A 14326-nucleotide genomic window follows, 5' to 3' on the forward strand; every position below is an offset into this window, starting at 1 on the left:
GAGGTCAAAGCGCTGGCCTAAGCTGTCCCGAACTGGTGGCAGAGAACTTGCGAAGAACTTTTGCGACCCTCCTTGGTGACACGGAGCAGGTTACGAGGCCCGAAAGGTAGATCATGGCGACGAATTCAGGCGGTGACAGCAAAAACACGCTTTATTGCAGCTTTTGCGGCAAGAGCCAGCATGAGGTGCGCAAGCTTATCGCGGGACCAACCGTGTTCATTTGCGATGAGTGCGTCGAGCTGTGCATGGACATTATCCGCGAAGAGACAAAGGCCAGCGGCCTGAAGTCGAGCGACGGTGTTCCGACCCCCAAGGATATCTGCGAGGTGCTTGACGACTATGTGATCGGGCAGGCGATGGCCAAGCGGGTGCTGTCGGTGGCGGTTCATAACCATTACAAGCGGCTGAACCACGCCCAGAAGGCCGGTGGTGAAATAGAACTGGCGAAATCAAACATCCTGCTGATCGGCCCCACCGGTTGCGGTAAGACGCTGTTGGCGCAGACGCTTGCCAGGATTCTGGACGTGCCCTTTACGATGGCGGATGCCACGACCCTGACCGAAGCGGGCTATGTGGGCGAGGACGTCGAAAACATCATTCTCAAGCTGCTTCAGGCAAGCGAATACAATGTCGAACGCGCGCAGCGCGGGATCGTCTATATCGACGAGGTCGACAAGATCACCCGCAAATCCGAGAATCCCTCAATCACCCGCGATGTGTCCGGTGAGGGGGTCCAGCAGGCTCTGCTGAAGCTGATGGAAGGTACGGTTGCATCTGTTCCACCGCAGGGCGGGCGGAAACACCCGCAGCAGGAGTTCCTGCAAGTGGACACCACCAACATCCTGTTCATCTGCGGCGGTGCCTTTGCCGGCCTCGACAAGATCATCGCGCAAAGGGGCAAGGGCTCGGCGATGGGGTTCGGGGCAGATGTCCGTGACAATGACGAACGCGGCGTTGGCGAGATTTTCCAGGAGCTGGAGCCGGAAGATCTGCTGAAGTTTGGCCTGATCCCGGAATTTGTCGGCCGCCTGCCGGTTTTGGCAACGTTGGAAGATCTCGATGAGGATGCGCTGGTTACCATTCTGACCCAGCCGAAGAACGCGTTGGTCAAGCAGTACCAACGCCTGTTCGAACTGGAAGAGACCGAGCTCGACTTCACCGATGATGCGCTGAAGGCCATCGCCAGAAAGGCCATCGACCGCAAGACTGGCGCCCGAGGGCTGCGCTCGATCATGGAGGATATCCTGTTGGATACCATGTTCGAACTGCCGGGTATGGACGATGTCTCCAAAGTGGTCGTGAACGAAGAAGCGGTGAATTCTGACGCGCAACCCCTTATGATCTATGCGGATTCCAACAAGGAACCTGCATCGGTCGGGTAAGGCAAAGCGGACACCCGCGAGGCCGAAACCCTGCGAAGCCTTCTGGAAAATTTAAGAACGGCGCGGTGTAACCCGCGCCGTTTTGCGATTGATCGTTCAGAGACCGGATTCGCCTGCGCTTGCTCCGAGTGATACAAGCGATCTGTTTTCAAACAGAAGGAAAATTGGTTTATGTGGCTATGGCTGCATGAGCGGAGGAAGCATGAAATGCGAATAACCCGGATACCCTCGGGGGGAGAGTTTGAGCAAAAGGTCGGATACGTGAGAACGGTTGTGGCCGGTGGCTTCGTTCATGTCGCAGGCACGGTTGGGCAAGGCGACGGTGTTGTAGAGCAATGTCATTCCGCCCTGTCGATCATCCGGACCGCTCTGGAAAAGGCCGGCGCTTCATTCGCCGATGTAGTGCGGGTGACATATATTTTGCCGGACCGCCACGAGTTCGAACCTTGCTGGCCGATCCTCAGGGAAACGTTCGGGGACAACCCGCCTGTAACGACGATGATCGAATGCGGATTGATCGACCCCAAGTACCGGATCGAGATCGAAGTGACGGCGCTTGCTCCCGATTGACCGGGATGTGCGAATTTGACGTGCAGGCTTGCTCTGGACCTCGGGGCGCACATGGTCCATATCTGCCAGTGACGAATTGCCGGAGAAATCTCATGGGACTCCTGAACACGCTTTTGCGGGCGGTTACCTGGTGGAACGGGTCAACGCTCAACACCGCGATCTACACGTCGCGCAAGGGGATCAGGGTCGGCGAGGATGATCAGGGCAACGTGTTCTACCGCAATGCCGATGACAGTCAGCGCTGGGTGATCTTCAATGGTGAAGCCGAGGCAAGCAGGATCGATGCCAACTGGCATGGTTGGCTGCACCGCACATGGGACGAACCGCCTACTGACAAGCCAATGGCGCACAAGGACTGGGAACAGCCGCATCAGGAAAACCTGACCGGGACCGCGCTGGCCTATGCTCCTGCCGGGTCCCTGCGACGAGCGGATCCGATTGAGCGTCGCGACTACGAGGCATGGAGCCCCGAGTAAGGGCAGAAATGATACGGCGAGGAAGATGAGCAACCATACCACCACCGAAGTTCTGGTCGGCGGCGCGGTTCTGGCCGCGGCGATCGGATTTGCCGTCTATGCAGGGCAGTCGACGGGGTTTGCACGATCGACTGACGGCTATGAACTTGCAGCGTCTTTCCGATCGCTCGAGGGCGTTAGCGTCGGCACGGATGTGCGCCTTGCTGGCGTCAAGATCGGAACCGTTACCGGTGTTGACCTGAACCCGGAAACTTTTCGCGCGGATACAACCTTTTCTGTAGCAGACGGGATCGTGATTCCAGATGACAGCGCGGCGGTCATCTCTTCCGAAGGCCTTCTGGGCGGCAATTTCCTGGAAATCATGCCAGGCGGATCGCCGTTCAATCTCGACGAAGGTGAAGTGATCGAAGACACTCAGGGCGCTGTGAGCCTGATCTCGCTGCTGGTCAAGTTTGTCGCCGGTGACGGGAGCGGCGAGTGATCCGTATTCTCGTCGCATTGCTGGTATTCTGTGCGGGGCCGCTAGCGGCTCAGGACAAGGTCGCATCCGGCAATGGTGCGGTGTTGCGGGGTCTCGACAAGGTCAACGGCAAGACAATTGACCTTCAGGTGAACTCTGGCAGCACGGTTGAGATTTTTGGTCTCGACGTGGCTCTGGGCGACTGCAGGTATCCGGCCGAGAACCCCACCGGCGACGCGTTTGCCTATCTCACCATCTGGAACAGAGGTCAGGCCGAGGCGCTTTTTGACGGTTGGATGATCGCAACGTCGCCTGCGCTCAATGCGTTGGACCACGCACGTTATGACGTCTGGGTGCTGCGCTGTATGACGTCCTGAGGTTTCGGAACAGGCGGGGCCGTGAACGCGGCCGTGTTGTCCAGCGCCTCTTTCAACAGGCGATGATAGGTGCCGCGGGGGATCTCGATACCGCCTAGCGATGCAAGGTGCGGCGTCAGGAACTGAGTGTCAAACAGGGTAAAGCCTGCCTGAACCAGCCGATCTACCAGAAAGGCCAGCGCGATTTTTGATGCATCCGTTCTGCGAGAGAACATGCTTTCACCAAAAAAGGCGCTGCCCAATGTCACTCCGTAGACCCCGCCGACCAGACGGTCGCTTTCCCATACCTCCAGTGAGTGGGCATGCCCTCTTTCGAACAGAGCGACATAGAGACGGCGGATTTCGTCGCTGATCCATGTTTCGGCCCGGTCAGCGCAGCCGTCAACTACGCCTTCGAAATCCCGGTCAATGCTGACTAAATAACCGCTGCGTCGCATGCGACGCGAAAGCGATTTCGATATGTGGAACCCGTCGAGCGGCAGGATGCCGCGCCGCTTGGGATCTACCCAGAAAATTTCGGGATCGTCACGGTGTTCTGCCATCGGGAAAATACCGATGGAATACGCGTGCAAAAGAAGTTCGGGCGTCAGGCTCATGGCCTGTAACCCGGTTCTTGACGGTAGAGGGCCGGGCTGTGCACCCGGCCCGATCCGTTACTCGGGCATGTTTGCCTCAAGCCAGCGCTCCAACCAGTGGATGTTGTAGTTGCCACTGTGCAGGTCCTCTTCCTGCAAGAGCGTGTGAAAGAGCGGAACCGTGGTGTCGATGCCGTCAATGATCAGCTCTGAGAGAGCGCGGTTCAGACGGGCCAGTGCCTCGTCCCGGTCGCGGCCCTGCACAACGAGTTTGGCGATCAGGGAATCGTAATATGGCGGTATCGAATATCCGTCATAGAGCGCGGAATCCATCCGTACACCCAGGCCACCCGGTGCATGAAAGGCCGTAATCTTGCCCGGGCAGGGCGAAAAGTTCGGCAGTCGCTCTGCGTTGATACGAACTTCGATGGCATGGCCGTTGATTTGCAGGTCATCCTGAGTGAAGGACATCGGAAGTCCGGCGGCCACACGGATCTGTTCGCGGACGAGATCGACGCCAAAGATGCCTTCGGTCACCGGATGCTCGACCTGCAGCCGGGTGTTCATCTCGATGAAGTAGAATTTTCCGTTTTCATAAAGAAACTCGATCGTGCCAGCGCCGATATAGTTGATCTTGGCCACGGCATCGGCGCAGGTCTTGCCGATTCTTGCGCGCTCTTCTGCGGAAATGCAGGGGCCGGGGGCCTCTTCGAACACCTTCTGGTGCCGCCTTTGCAAAGAGCAGTCGCGCTCGCCCAGATGCACGGCCTTCCCTTTTCCGTCGCCGAACACCTGTATCTCGATGTGGCGCGGGGTCGTGAGGTACTTTTCAATGTAGACCTCATCATTGCCAAAGGCGGCCTTGCCTTCGGCACGTGCGGTCATAAAGGCGCTTTCCATGTCAGCAGCGGTTTGCGCGACTTTCATACCGCGTCCGCCACCACCGGCGGTGGCCTTGATGATGACCGGGTATCCGATCTCTTCACCGATTTTCTTGGCCGTTTCCAGATCCGGCACACCCCCGTCAGAACCAGGTACGCAGGGTACGCCAAGATCTTTCATTGTATCCTTGGCAGTGATCTTGTCGCCCATGATACGGATGTGTTCGGCTGTCGGCCCGATGAAAGTGATGCCGTGGTCCTCGACGATCTGCACGAAATTGGCGTTTTCCGACAGAAAGCCATAGCCCGGGTGGATCGCCTGCGCCCCGGTGATCTCGCAGGCCGAGATGATGGCCGGGATCGACAGGTAGCTTTGCGGGCTGGGAGGGGGACCGATGCAGACGGATTCGTCGGCCATACGCACATGCATGGCATCCGAATCCGCGGTTGAGTGCACCGCCACTGTGGCGATCCCCATTTCACGGGCGGCGCGGATCACGCGCAACGCGATCTCGCCTCGGTTGGCAATCAGGATCTTGTCAAACATCGGTGTGTCCTTACTCGATGATGACCAGAGGTGTTCCGAATTCCACCGCAGAACCGTCTTCGACGAGGATCCGCTTTACCGTACCGGATTTCGGCGCGTGAATGTGGTTCATGGTCTTCATGGCCTCAACGATCAGCAAGGTATCGCCTTCGTTGACCTGTGCGCCGACACTGATAAAGGCCGGTGCCTCAGGCTCGGGCTGAAGGTAGATCGTGCCCACCATAGGTGAGGTCACCGCGCCGGGATGGCTGGCAGGATCTTCGCCCGCCGAAGGCGCTGGCTCAGCGGCTGGCGCGGCAGCGGGCGCTCCTGCCGGAGCGGGTGCCGGTGCCGCCGCAGCGACGGGAACTTGAATCGGAGCCGCTGCGACTGCAGCAGCCGGGTTCACACGGCTGACCCGGACGTTCAGGCTGTCTTCTTCGCCATATTCGCGCTTAACCTGCAATTCTGTCAGTTCGTTGTCGCGCAGCAATTCGGCCAGCGCCTTGATGAAGGCCACATCCGCTTCGTGTTTGGTCTCTGTCATGAATGTCCTCGACGGTTCCGCTCGGCCCGTCATTCCTGCGGACCTTGTGAGTTATTCTGCGATTTACCCGGCGTTATAGGCCAAGGCGCAGGCCATGAAAAGCGCCCATGATGACCCTGCGCAGGGCGCTATATGGGAAATGTTCCGAAGATTGCGAGATGTCAGAGCGGCATGCCCGAAAGTTTTGCAACCAGTTCCGGCAATTTGCGGGCGCCGAATTTCTCCAATAACCGGGCCCGGTGCGCTTCGACGGTGCGATGGCTCAGCCCCAGTTCTTGCCCGACCTCCTTGGCCGATAGCCCGCGACAGGACAGAATGGCCACATCACGTTCGCGCGGTGTCAGCTCGACCAGCGGTCTGTCTTCGGAGATGTCGGTAAAGCTCCAGATGCCGTGCCGGAAGGGATCATCCGGGGTCAGGGATTTGCCCCGGGCGCGGCACCAGAAAAGGTTCCCGTCGCGTCGTCGCATGATCCGTTCATCAGCGTAGTATCCGGTCTCACGCATGGCTTCGAGCCCTCGCGCTCCGATCCGTTCCCAATCGGCCAGTGAGGGGTAGAGTTCCAGAAGGGGCATGTCCCGATAGTCGCTTTCATCGCCGCCGAACATCACCGCAAATTGCAGATTGCATCGGCGAATAATGCGGTTTTCAAGTTCGACCAGACCAATGGGTGCGTATTCGAATGCGGGGTCACTCATGTGTCCATCGTGCCGGGTATTTCCGAGGATTAAAAGGAGTATCTGTTTCCTAGGAAATTGCGGATCATGGTCGACCGGCAATTGCGTTCCCTGAAGTGTTCAGCGTGGTTGCCCGGATAGGCGCCGATGAGGTCAACGGGTTTAGAAATCCAGTTGCATGCGGATTGGTTCTTTGTCCTTGGCCAAGGCTCCGGGGACCTTGCTGCCGTCCAATGCGCTGTGGGCGAGCATCCATATTGTTGCTCGCATTCTAAGGTCTTCACCCTCAAAGCCCATGTCCGCAAAGATCGCTTTGATCGCCTCGAACCGGGTTCTGTCAACGCGCCCCACGATCTCGGCGACGCCAGAATCCTGTGCGACCCAGCTTCAAAAGGCGACGTCATACCGGGTCAGGTTTTGGCTGTGAACGGCCGACATGATCCAGAACAGCCGCTCACGCGGTGACTCGGTGCTGGCTTCGAGCTGCCTTTTCATCCTCAGGGTATAGTGCTCTTCCCAGAACTCCAGCAGAGCATCCACGAATTCTGCCCTGCTTTTGAATTGATGATAGAAACTGCCCTTTGTTACGCCCAGTTCGGCGGCCAGTTTTTCGACTCGGATCAACGCCTGACCATCGCGGGCAAGAACGTCCAATGCTGCAGTCAGCCAGGCGGCGCGGTCAAACCTTCCGTCTCGATCGGATTTCATGATGTGTGGCCAATCTCAGCAATTGTTCACAGAGCAGAACAATACCAAAAGGTATGCTACATACCGTTTGGTACGGAGAGGGGAGACAAAGGGAGTTCCTGATGATCAAAGTTCCTGCAAAACGTATAGTTGCCGCTCTTGGCCTGTTTTCGGGGCTCGCGTCACTGGCACTGCCTGCCGACGAAGTTTTTGCTCAATAAACCGCAAAAGTGTCGCCGACAATGGTTCGGGATCGCCCGAGAGAGGTGTATTATCCGAACACCGAAGATCTGCACCAAGACGAAATGCGCGTCATTGCATGCGGCACGGGCATGCCGACCACCAGGGCGGCACAGGCTGCGGCCTGTTTCCTCGTAGAACTTGGAAACGGAGACAAGTTCCTGCTCGATATCGGATCGGGGTCCGCGGAACGGATATCTTCGCTACAGATCCCGTATAACTACCTCGACAAGGTCTTTGTCGGACACCTGCACACAGATCATTTCGGCGCTCTTCACGACCTGTTCATTGGCGGTGCGCAGATGGGTCGGACCGTTCCGCTGCGGGTTTGGGGGCCAAGCGGCCCAGTTGAGGAGCTTGGAGCCAAGTATGCACTTGAAAACATGCGTAGAATGCTGACATGGGATCTGGCGGCACGGGCTGGCAACGTCGATTTTCGTGGATACAAGCTCGACATTTCCGAGTTCGATTCCAGGGGTGAAAACCAAGTTGTCTATGAGGACAACGGGGTCGTCATCCGCTCCTTTCCGGCCTTTCACTCAATTGACGGTTCAATCAGCTATTCGATGGAATGGAACGGCCTTAAATTCGTCTACAGCTCGGATACCTATCCGAACAAATGGTTCAAGGAATATGCAAAGGATGCCGATGTTGCGATCCACGAGTGCTTTATTGCTGTTCCCGAGCTTGTCACAAAAATGCGGTTCACGTCCGAATCCGCGCTGCAAGTCGGAACGCAGGTTCACACGGCGCCCGAGGCCTTTGGCAAAGTCATGAGCGACATCAAGCCCCGGACGGCGATCGCCTATCATTTCTTCAACGATTTCGACACTTCTACTGGGGTCTGTGAACGTATTCGCAAGACTTATGATGGCCCGCTCAGCCTTGCCAATGACCATATGGTCTGGAACGTGACAAAGGACGAGATCACCGTGCGCATGGCCGCAACGGAAGAGGCGACATGGTCGCCGGCACTGGCTCAGCCAGCGCAGGCGCCGGACCAGCAGGACAAAGTTACCTTTTCCGAGAACTCTGGGGTGCCACAGGAGAACCTGTTCTTTTCGGAATTCGTGACGAACGGTCTGGACGATGTCGACGACGTTCTGCGGCCGATCTACGAGGAAGCCTCGGAAGTTCTGGGAAAGGACTTCCCATATCTCGGCGACCAAAAATATGTATTTAGGAAACAGCCAATCACGCGGACGACCCGCAGTTTAATGACTGAGTTTGTCGAAAAGGGTGGCACCCGGGCTCAGTGCTCGGGCGTCGTTTTTGTAGAGCAATCCTAAGAAACGAGCGCCCAATGCCGCACCGGTTCAGGAAATGCGGGGGTGCAGTCGTCAGGAGAAGCCGCCAACGGTCGTCCGGCAGGTTGGGTACCGGACGATGAGCCTAGCTTAACAACCGCGCATATTCTTCCCGCAGTTGCTTTTTTTGCACCTTGCCCATCGTATTTCGTGGCAAGGCGTCGACGACAAGAACGCGCTTGGGCTGCTTGAAGCGTGCCAGCTTGCCGGTCAGCCCGGTCGTGATCGTATCGGGGTCCAGCCTGGCGCCTTTTTCGGGGACGACGACGGCGACAACGGCCTCGCCAAAGTCCGCGTGGGGAACTCCGATTACAGCGCTCTCGTCGACGCCCGGCAATTCGTCGATTTCCAGCTCGACTTCTTTGGGATACACGTTGTAGCCGCCACTGATGATCAGGTCCTTGCCGCGTCCGACGATATGCACATAACCGTCCTCGTCGACGCGTCCGAGATCTCCGGTGATGAAAAAACCGTTCTCCCGCAGTTCTTCGGCTGTCTTCTCGGGCATCTGCCAATATCCGGCAAAGACGTTCGGTCCGCGAACCTCCAGCATGCCAATTTCGCCATCGGGCAGCTTGGCGCCGGTTTCAGGGTCGGTGACGATCAACTCAACGCCCGGCAGGGGGAACCCGACCGTGCCTGCGCGGCGCTCTCCGTCATAGGGGTTTGACGTGTTCATGTTGGTTTCGGTCATGCCGTAGCGCTCGAGAATTGCATGCCCCGTGACAGCGTTCCAGCGGTCGTGGGTTTCGGCCAGCAAGGGTGCCGATCCGGAAACGAATAGCCGCATGCCTTTCGCGGCTTCGGCCAGATCATCCTGTTCCAGCAGCCGGACGTAGAACGTCGGAACCCCCATCATCGAGGTCGCCTTGGGCATGTAGTCAAGGATCGTTGCGGCATCGAAGCCGGCCAGAAAAATGCACGAAGACCCGGCCATCAACGAAATGTTGGTGGCCACGAACAGACCGTGGGTGTGAAAGATCGGCAAGGCGTGAATCAGCACGTCGTCTTTGGTGAACTGCCAGTAGTCCTTGAGTGTTTCCGAATTCGAGGCCAGAGCCTTGTGGGTCAGCATCGCCCCTTTAGACCGCCCGGTCGTGCCCGAGGTATAAAGGATTGCCGCCAGATCTTCGGGCGCCCGCACGACCGGGTCGAACTCCGGCTCGGCGCCGTCCCTCAGATTGGGCAGGCTGCCGCTTTCGTCGGAGCCAATTGTCAGAATCTCCGCAACCCCGGCATCCGCCGCGATCGATTTCAATTCGTCGAGCTTTTCCGGATCGCAGACCAGAACATGCGGCTTGGCATCCTTGAGGAAATAGCTGAGTTCCGGACCGGTATACGCGGTGTTCAAAGGCAGGAAAACGCCCCCGGCCAAGACCGTTCCCACGTAGAGCTCAAGCATGGCCTGTGTTTTCGGGGCCTGCACTGCCACCCTGTCGCCCGGCTTCAGTCCGGCTTGGGCAAGAACGCTTGCCACACGCTCGGCATTGGCAAAAAAGGCTCCGTAGCTGACCGTTTCTCCGGTTTGATGGTTGCGCAGAAACGGCGCATCCTCACGCCCGAGGCTGGCCTTCCGCAGGCGATTGGCAAGATAGTTGGCGGAATACATCGGAACGAGCCCTCTTTACTGGCGGTGTAAGTCCATACTTTGCTGCTTATGACCAGTTCCAAACGAGTCGCCTAGACCCGAGAGCGGATCTTGCGAGCTACCGGCCAAGACCGGCACAACCCAGCAGATAGGCGAAGGTTCGGACCGAAGCTCAGGTCCGGGGTTCGAACACAAATATGTTGCCGGTTCGGACGCTGTCGAACATCTCGCGCTGGTGGGCATAGTAGCGATCACGTGCGTCAGGTGCTCCGCCGGTTCCAAAGGTGATCAGAAGGTGAAGAACCATGTCGTCGCCAAGGTTGTCGGTAGTCCGGTGCGGCGCCATTCCGTCGATCAGCAAAACGTCACCGGCACGGGCACGCAACGGAACCCGGGGCAAGGCGTGATAGTCCGCGACGTTGAGATCGTCGCCCTGCGTCTTGAGCCCATTGGCTTCAGAGGGCAGCGATGCAAACTCGAACCCACCGTTCTCAGGACTGGAATCGGACAGGAAAATCCCGACAGACAAGAAACGTTCACCAAACGCGTCCCACCGGGCCGCGTCCTGATGCGGTGCATAGCCCTTGCTGCGCGGATACCGGATGTTGAGCTTGTCCTTGAACAGGCGGGTCGGTGCACCGAGGCACTGATCCGCGTGGCCTTGCAGTCGCGCTCGCAAACCTTCTGGCAGGACCGCTTCGGCCACCCGCTCGACGCGGGCCAGACGCGGCACGTCATTACCCTGCCGGTCAAAAAAATACTGGCTGTCGGGCAGGGCACCCGGCTGTTCAAACAGGGATTGCGTGGCGCGGCGCAATTTCTGCAACTCTGCGTCCTCCACATAACCCGACGCCAGCCCCCAGCCCCGTTGACTTACATCCTCCAGCGCCTGCATCAAAACCCGGCTTTCGAGGGCAGCCACGAGGCCGCATCCAGACCATAGGCTTCACGCAGCATCAGCTCGGCGGATTCAATTGTGTTTTCGACCCATCCATGCCGTTCAGCAACGCTGTCACCACAGCAGTACAGAGCCTGATCGATATGCCCCTGCGTGAAGGGAAGCCGCAGATGGCGGGCGTCGTTGTGGATATCCCGCCCGCTTTTCCATGCGCTCCAACCAGCACCTTCGACCCGCCACTCGTGATACAACGCCAGCTCCGGAAGCGGCATTTCCGAGGGCAGATTGTCCTGATGGATCACCTTGAGAATGCGGTGACAGGCGGCAACCATGCGTTTCGGAGCGCCGAATTCCTTTTGCTGATCCAGCGGGACACCGCGGAACATTTCGGCATTGGGGCTGAGAAAGCTGGTCCAGTAATCCACGTTGATGCTGTCGGTCAACGCCCCGTTGATCAGCCCCTTGCCCCCTTTGATCGCGCCTTTGTAATAGATCGCCCGGGATGGCATGTCGGTACTCGCATAGCCATTCATTGGGTCGTTGCTTCCCAGATCTTTCATGTGCTGCCACCAAGGCTCGGGGTACACCATGTAAAGCTTGCCGGCGGGAATTTTGGCGATCCCTTTGCGCCGGTCGGCGAAATTCTGGGTCATGCCGGGATCGAAACCTTCCAGCTCCACGCTGCCATCGAAGCAGCAAACGGGCGCGCTCATGACCACTGAATGTGCGTATTTGATGTGTGTGCGCCCCCGGGCATCCTCAAAGGCCAGCTCTGTCAGCTTCAGATCGCGCCGCCGCCTGATGCGGACCAGTCGCATTTGCATGTGCCGCTTTGCACCGGCTCTCTGAGCCTCGTCCAATAGCGTCTTTGGCAACTGGTCGAATCCGCCTTCGAGGCTCCAGAATCCCGGGCTTGCCATGCCCATCAAAGCCCCCAAAAGAAGGTTCTCCATCAATTCAACAAAGTTGAAACTGAGCGCCGAAGTATTGTCATACCCCGCATTTCGGAACAATTCATAAGCTTCCTGCCCCAAAACACCGATGACCATCGACCAGAAATCCAGCTCATAGGCCCGAACGGATGACGTTCCGAATTCGTCCTTGAAAGCCTGTGGAACCTGAACCTTGGCGTTCTCCATCGCGTGGATCACGGCGCCAATCGCGTTAAAAATCTCCTCGTTTACGACTTTCAGGGCATTTTCCGGGGTCAGTTCTCCACCCGTGTCGGATGTAAGTTCTTTGATCCGTTTGCCGTAGCACGTCATCAGAGCGCCAAAGGCCTGACCGACTTCGGGCGAGATCACCGTCAGCAAATGGTTGGCAACGGTTTCGAAGGGATCTGTCACCTTGCCGTTCTTTGGAAAGTAGTCGTCCCCGACAAAATACCGCACCTCGGGCAACGCTCTGTCGCCACCTTTGCCCGGAAAGGACTTCAGGTCTTTCAGGGCTTCGGGTTTCATAAGCCGGTTGCGTAGGAACAACCGGTCTTGAGTGTTGAAAGGCTTGTGCGGGATGGTTTTGAGTCGCAGTTCGCGGACGATGCCCGCAACATGGGCATGGGCGGGCGAAAACGCTTCGCCGCCCAGTTCGACCATTGTGTCCGCCTCATCCCATTGGTGGCTGAACAGCCTGCCGCCAACCCGTTTGTTAGCTTCGAAAACCTCCACGGATTTCTTGGTGTCCCGTGTCAGGCGGTAGGCACTGTAGGCACCAGACACACCGGCGCCGATGATGGCCACATCTATGGGTCTTGAACTGTCAGGCATCGTATCTCTCCCATTTTTCGAGTTTGTCGGGCAAAGGGCCAGTCAGGGCGATCTCGCCCACCGGTCCGACATGCCGCGGATCGTATCCAGTGAGTTTGGCAAAGGCCCGGCTGTCGCCGCCGCCGAGAATGCAGCTTCCGAGCCCAGAGGCCGTTGCGGCCAAGTGCAGCGTCTGCAACAGGACGCCGGAATTCTTGAGCACGAGGGCATAGGCGGTGTCGCCGTATTTTGACCCTAGCCGATCGAAATGAGCAGCCAGGGTAACAAGACCGGCGGGGGCTTTGTCGACACCCATTGAAACGGCAGCGTCTTGCAGCAACGGCTCAGGGTCGCCGGCAATAGGATGAAGCGCATGTGTCGTGGCATCATAGGCCGATAAGGCCGGAAGGTTATCCGTGGGGTGAGACAATGCGAGAACCGAAGTAAACAGCGGGGAACTGCCAGCGGTGGGATAAGGGAAATGGCGATGCTTTCCCGAGGCAGTTGTTTCCTTCGCTGCAAGGCCCATCAGTGATCCCAGGGCATCGGCGCTCAAATGGTTTTCATCTCTGACACGACGCAGGCTATTTCGGCGAGACAGCAACGCGGCGAATTTCGGGCTCTCACCCTGGGGCGGGGCGGGCAGTGCAACCGGTGTTCCGGCCGCATGCGGCGGGTGTGGCAAATCGAGCTCCCTGTCAGGTGAACTCTGGCCTATGGCGCCGACCGGTCCCGGCGCACTGCCACGGCGGCTCAACCCGTGCAGGCGCAGCCCTGCGCTCGTCAGAGGGCCGGGTTCCGGCAACTGCTCGGGTGGCAGCATCAGAGCGGCACGCCGAAGCATATGGGCCAACCCGATCTGCATGTCGCCTTTGGGGATCCAATCCTTTGGTGTGTTCAATATGTGGCGCAGGATATCCGGCTCGGGCACGATTACGACCCCCGAAGCCAGCGGCGATGACAGGGTCCAGCCGCGCGGGCCGGGCGCCATCGTGCAATACTCGACCAGTGACAGCGCCTCGGCAGCGATACTCGGTTCGGGACAGGGTGCCAGCCCCGAGCCCGGGGCAACGCGAAGCTCGGCGATCCTTGTATTGTCCTGCCAGAGCCCCTCAACGAGCAATCCCGCCGCTTCGAGCCGTGTCAGCAAAGCCTGGGTCTGGGGACCTCCTTCAGTCCCAACTGCCGAAATTGCTTTGGCAAAAAGCTGCGGGGCGGCGATCCAGTTCCACAATCCGCTAAGCACGACCGGTGTAACCAGGCTCGCGTTGTCGATGACCAGGCGGCGATGTTCGGCCTCGATCAGGAACCCACCCTCGGTGGGAGAGATCCTCAACGCGTGGATCAGCCGCAGCCGTGTTTCGGGGGATATGTCGGGATCAAACGTCAT

15 protein-coding genes are annotated in these 14326 nt (G+C 58.4%); 6 read left to right on the forward strand and 9 right to left on the reverse strand.

Going from position 1 to position 14326, the window contains the following annotated elements; all coding sequences use genetic code 11:
* The first annotated feature begins 113 nt into the window (after nucleotides 1-113).
* The 5 genes from clpX to ACP15U_RS02335 all read left to right on the forward strand — a co-directional run bounded on the left by clpX (nucleotide 114) and on the right by ACP15U_RS02335 (nucleotide 3265).
* Nucleotides 114-1382, forward strand: a complete 1269-nt coding sequence (gene clpX, locus ACP15U_RS02315) for an ATP-dependent Clp protease ATP-binding subunit ClpX (RefSeq protein WP_425043506.1) — start codon at nucleotides 114-116, stop codon at nucleotides 1380-1382.
* 207 nt (nucleotides 1383-1589) lie between these two features.
* Nucleotides 1590-1952, forward strand: coding sequence for a RidA family protein (locus ACP15U_RS02320; RefSeq protein ID WP_425043507.1), 363 nt, complete (start codon nucleotides 1590-1592; stop codon nucleotides 1950-1952).
* A gap of 92 nt (nucleotides 1953-2044) precedes the next feature.
* Nucleotides 2045-2428, forward strand: coding sequence for an NADH:ubiquinone oxidoreductase subunit NDUFA12 (locus tag ACP15U_RS02325; RefSeq protein ID WP_425043508.1), 384 nt, complete (start codon nucleotides 2045-2047; stop codon nucleotides 2426-2428).
* A 25-nt stretch (nucleotides 2429-2453) separates the two neighbouring features.
* A complete protein-coding gene (mlaD, locus tag ACP15U_RS02330; protein ID WP_425043509.1) occupies nucleotides 2454-2909 on the forward strand; it encodes an outer membrane lipid asymmetry maintenance protein MlaD in 456 nt (151 codons plus the stop codon).
* Nucleotides 2906-3265 carry a DUF2155 domain-containing protein gene (locus tag ACP15U_RS02335; RefSeq protein ID WP_425043510.1) on the forward strand — a complete coding sequence of 120 codons (360 nt, stop codon included), beginning with the start codon at nucleotides 2906-2908 and terminating at the stop codon, nucleotides 3263-3265. The genes mlaD and ACP15U_RS02335 overlap by 4 nt, the downstream gene beginning before the upstream one ends.
* Here ACP15U_RS02335 and aat read toward each other — a convergent pair.
* From aat to ACP15U_RS02360, 5 genes are all read right to left on the reverse strand, one after another.
* A complete protein-coding gene (aat, locus tag ACP15U_RS02340; RefSeq protein WP_425043511.1) occupies nucleotides 3229-3861 on the reverse strand; it encodes a leucyl/phenylalanyl-tRNA--protein transferase in 633 nt (210 codons plus the stop codon). The genes ACP15U_RS02335 and aat overlap by 37 nt on opposite strands.
* Nucleotides 3862-3918: 57 nt before the next feature.
* Nucleotides 3919-5268, reverse strand: a complete 1350-nt coding sequence (accC, locus tag ACP15U_RS02345) for an acetyl-CoA carboxylase biotin carboxylase subunit (RefSeq protein WP_425043512.1) — start codon at nucleotides 5266-5268, stop codon at nucleotides 3919-3921.
* Between the two features lie 10 nt (nucleotides 5269-5278).
* Nucleotides 5279-5794, reverse strand: coding sequence for an acetyl-CoA carboxylase biotin carboxyl carrier protein (gene accB, locus ACP15U_RS02350; protein WP_425043513.1), 516 nt, complete (start codon nucleotides 5792-5794; stop codon nucleotides 5279-5281).
* Between the two features lie 161 nt (nucleotides 5795-5955).
* Complete coding sequence (locus ACP15U_RS02355; protein WP_425043514.1) at nucleotides 5956-6492, reverse strand: LuxR C-terminal-related transcriptional regulator; 537 nt, start codon at nucleotides 6490-6492, stop codon at nucleotides 5956-5958.
* 366 nt (nucleotides 6493-6858) lie between these two features.
* On the reverse strand, nucleotides 6859-7179 hold the full coding sequence (locus ACP15U_RS02360) for a TetR/AcrR family transcriptional regulator (protein WP_425043515.1): 321 nt from the start codon (nucleotides 7177-7179) through the stop codon (nucleotides 6859-6861).
* A gap of 245 nt (nucleotides 7180-7424) precedes the next feature.
* On the opposite strand from ACP15U_RS02360, the gene gntH reads away from it, so the two are divergent.
* Complete coding sequence (gene gntH, locus ACP15U_RS02365; RefSeq protein ID WP_425043516.1) at nucleotides 7425-8687, forward strand: guanitoxin biosynthesis MBL fold metallo-hydrolase GntH; 1263 nt, start codon at nucleotides 7425-7427, stop codon at nucleotides 8685-8687.
* A gap of 103 nt (nucleotides 8688-8790) precedes the next feature.
* On the opposite strand, the gene ACP15U_RS02370 is transcribed toward gntH, so the two are convergent.
* The 4 genes from ACP15U_RS02370 to ACP15U_RS02385 form a co-directional block, all read right to left on the reverse strand.
* Nucleotides 8791-10314 carry a malonate--CoA ligase gene (locus tag ACP15U_RS02370; protein WP_425043517.1) on the reverse strand — a complete coding sequence of 508 codons (1524 nt, stop codon included), beginning with the start codon at nucleotides 10312-10314 and terminating at the stop codon, nucleotides 8791-8793.
* Between the two features lie 151 nt (nucleotides 10315-10465).
* Nucleotides 10466-11215, reverse strand: coding sequence for a phytanoyl-CoA dioxygenase family protein (locus tag ACP15U_RS02375; protein WP_425043518.1), 750 nt, complete (start codon nucleotides 11213-11215; stop codon nucleotides 10466-10468).
* Nucleotides 11188-12957, reverse strand: coding sequence for a flavin monoamine oxidase family protein (locus ACP15U_RS02380; protein WP_425043519.1), 1770 nt, complete (start codon nucleotides 12955-12957; stop codon nucleotides 11188-11190). The genes ACP15U_RS02375 and ACP15U_RS02380 overlap by 28 nt, the downstream gene beginning before the upstream one ends.
* Nucleotides 12950-14326 (reverse strand): SagB family peptide dehydrogenase, encoded by a 1377-nt coding sequence (locus ACP15U_RS02385; RefSeq protein ID WP_425043520.1) that lies wholly within the window; start codon nucleotides 14324-14326, stop codon nucleotides 12950-12952. Before ACP15U_RS02385 ends, ACP15U_RS02380 begins: the two co-directional genes overlap by 8 nt.

The sequence above is a fragment of the Primorskyibacter sp. S87 genome (genome assembly GCF_049801055.1).
Classification (GTDB): domain Bacteria; phylum Pseudomonadota; class Alphaproteobacteria; order Rhodobacterales; family Rhodobacteraceae; genus JBNAGF01.

Excerpts from the sequence above, each read along its gene's own strand:
- accC (WP_425043512.1), bottom strand. The coding sequence starts at position 5,268 with ATGTTTGACAAGATCCTGATTGCCAACCGAGGCGAGATCGCGTTGCGC.
- ACP15U_RS02360 (WP_425043515.1), bottom strand. The coding sequence starts at position 7,179 with ATGAAATCCGATCGAGACGGAAGGTTTGACCGCGCCGCCTGGCTGACT.
- clpX (WP_425043506.1), top strand. The coding sequence starts at position 114 with ATGGCGACGAATTCAGGCGGTGACAGCAAAAACACGCTTTATTGCAGC.
- ACP15U_RS02370 (WP_425043517.1), bottom strand. The coding sequence starts at position 10,314 with ATGTATTCCGCCAACTATCTTGCCAATCGCCTGCGGAAGGCCAGCCTC.
- accB (WP_425043513.1), bottom strand. The coding sequence starts at position 5,794 with ATGACAGAGACCAAACACGAAGCGGATGTGGCCTTCATCAAGGCGCTG.
- ACP15U_RS02325 (WP_425043508.1), top strand. The coding sequence starts at position 2,045 with ATGGGACTCCTGAACACGCTTTTGCGGGCGGTTACCTGGTGGAACGGG.
- ACP15U_RS02385 (WP_425043520.1), bottom strand. The coding sequence starts at position 14,326 with ATGACGTTTGATCCCGACATATCCCCCGAAACACGGCTGCGGCTGATC.
- ACP15U_RS02355 (WP_425043514.1), bottom strand. The coding sequence starts at position 6,492 with ATGAGTGACCCCGCATTCGAATACGCACCCATTGGTCTGGTCGAACTT.
- mlaD (WP_425043509.1), top strand. The coding sequence starts at position 2,454 with ATGAGCAACCATACCACCACCGAAGTTCTGGTCGGCGGCGCGGTTCTG.
- aat (WP_425043511.1), bottom strand. The coding sequence starts at position 3,861 with ATGAGCCTGACGCCCGAACTTCTTTTGCACGCGTATTCCATCGGTATT.
- ACP15U_RS02380 (WP_425043519.1), bottom strand. The coding sequence starts at position 12,957 with ATGCCTGACAGTTCAAGACCCATAGATGTGGCCATCATCGGCGCCGGT.
- ACP15U_RS02320 (WP_425043507.1), top strand. The coding sequence starts at position 1,590 with ATGCGAATAACCCGGATACCCTCGGGGGGAGAGTTTGAGCAAAAGGTC.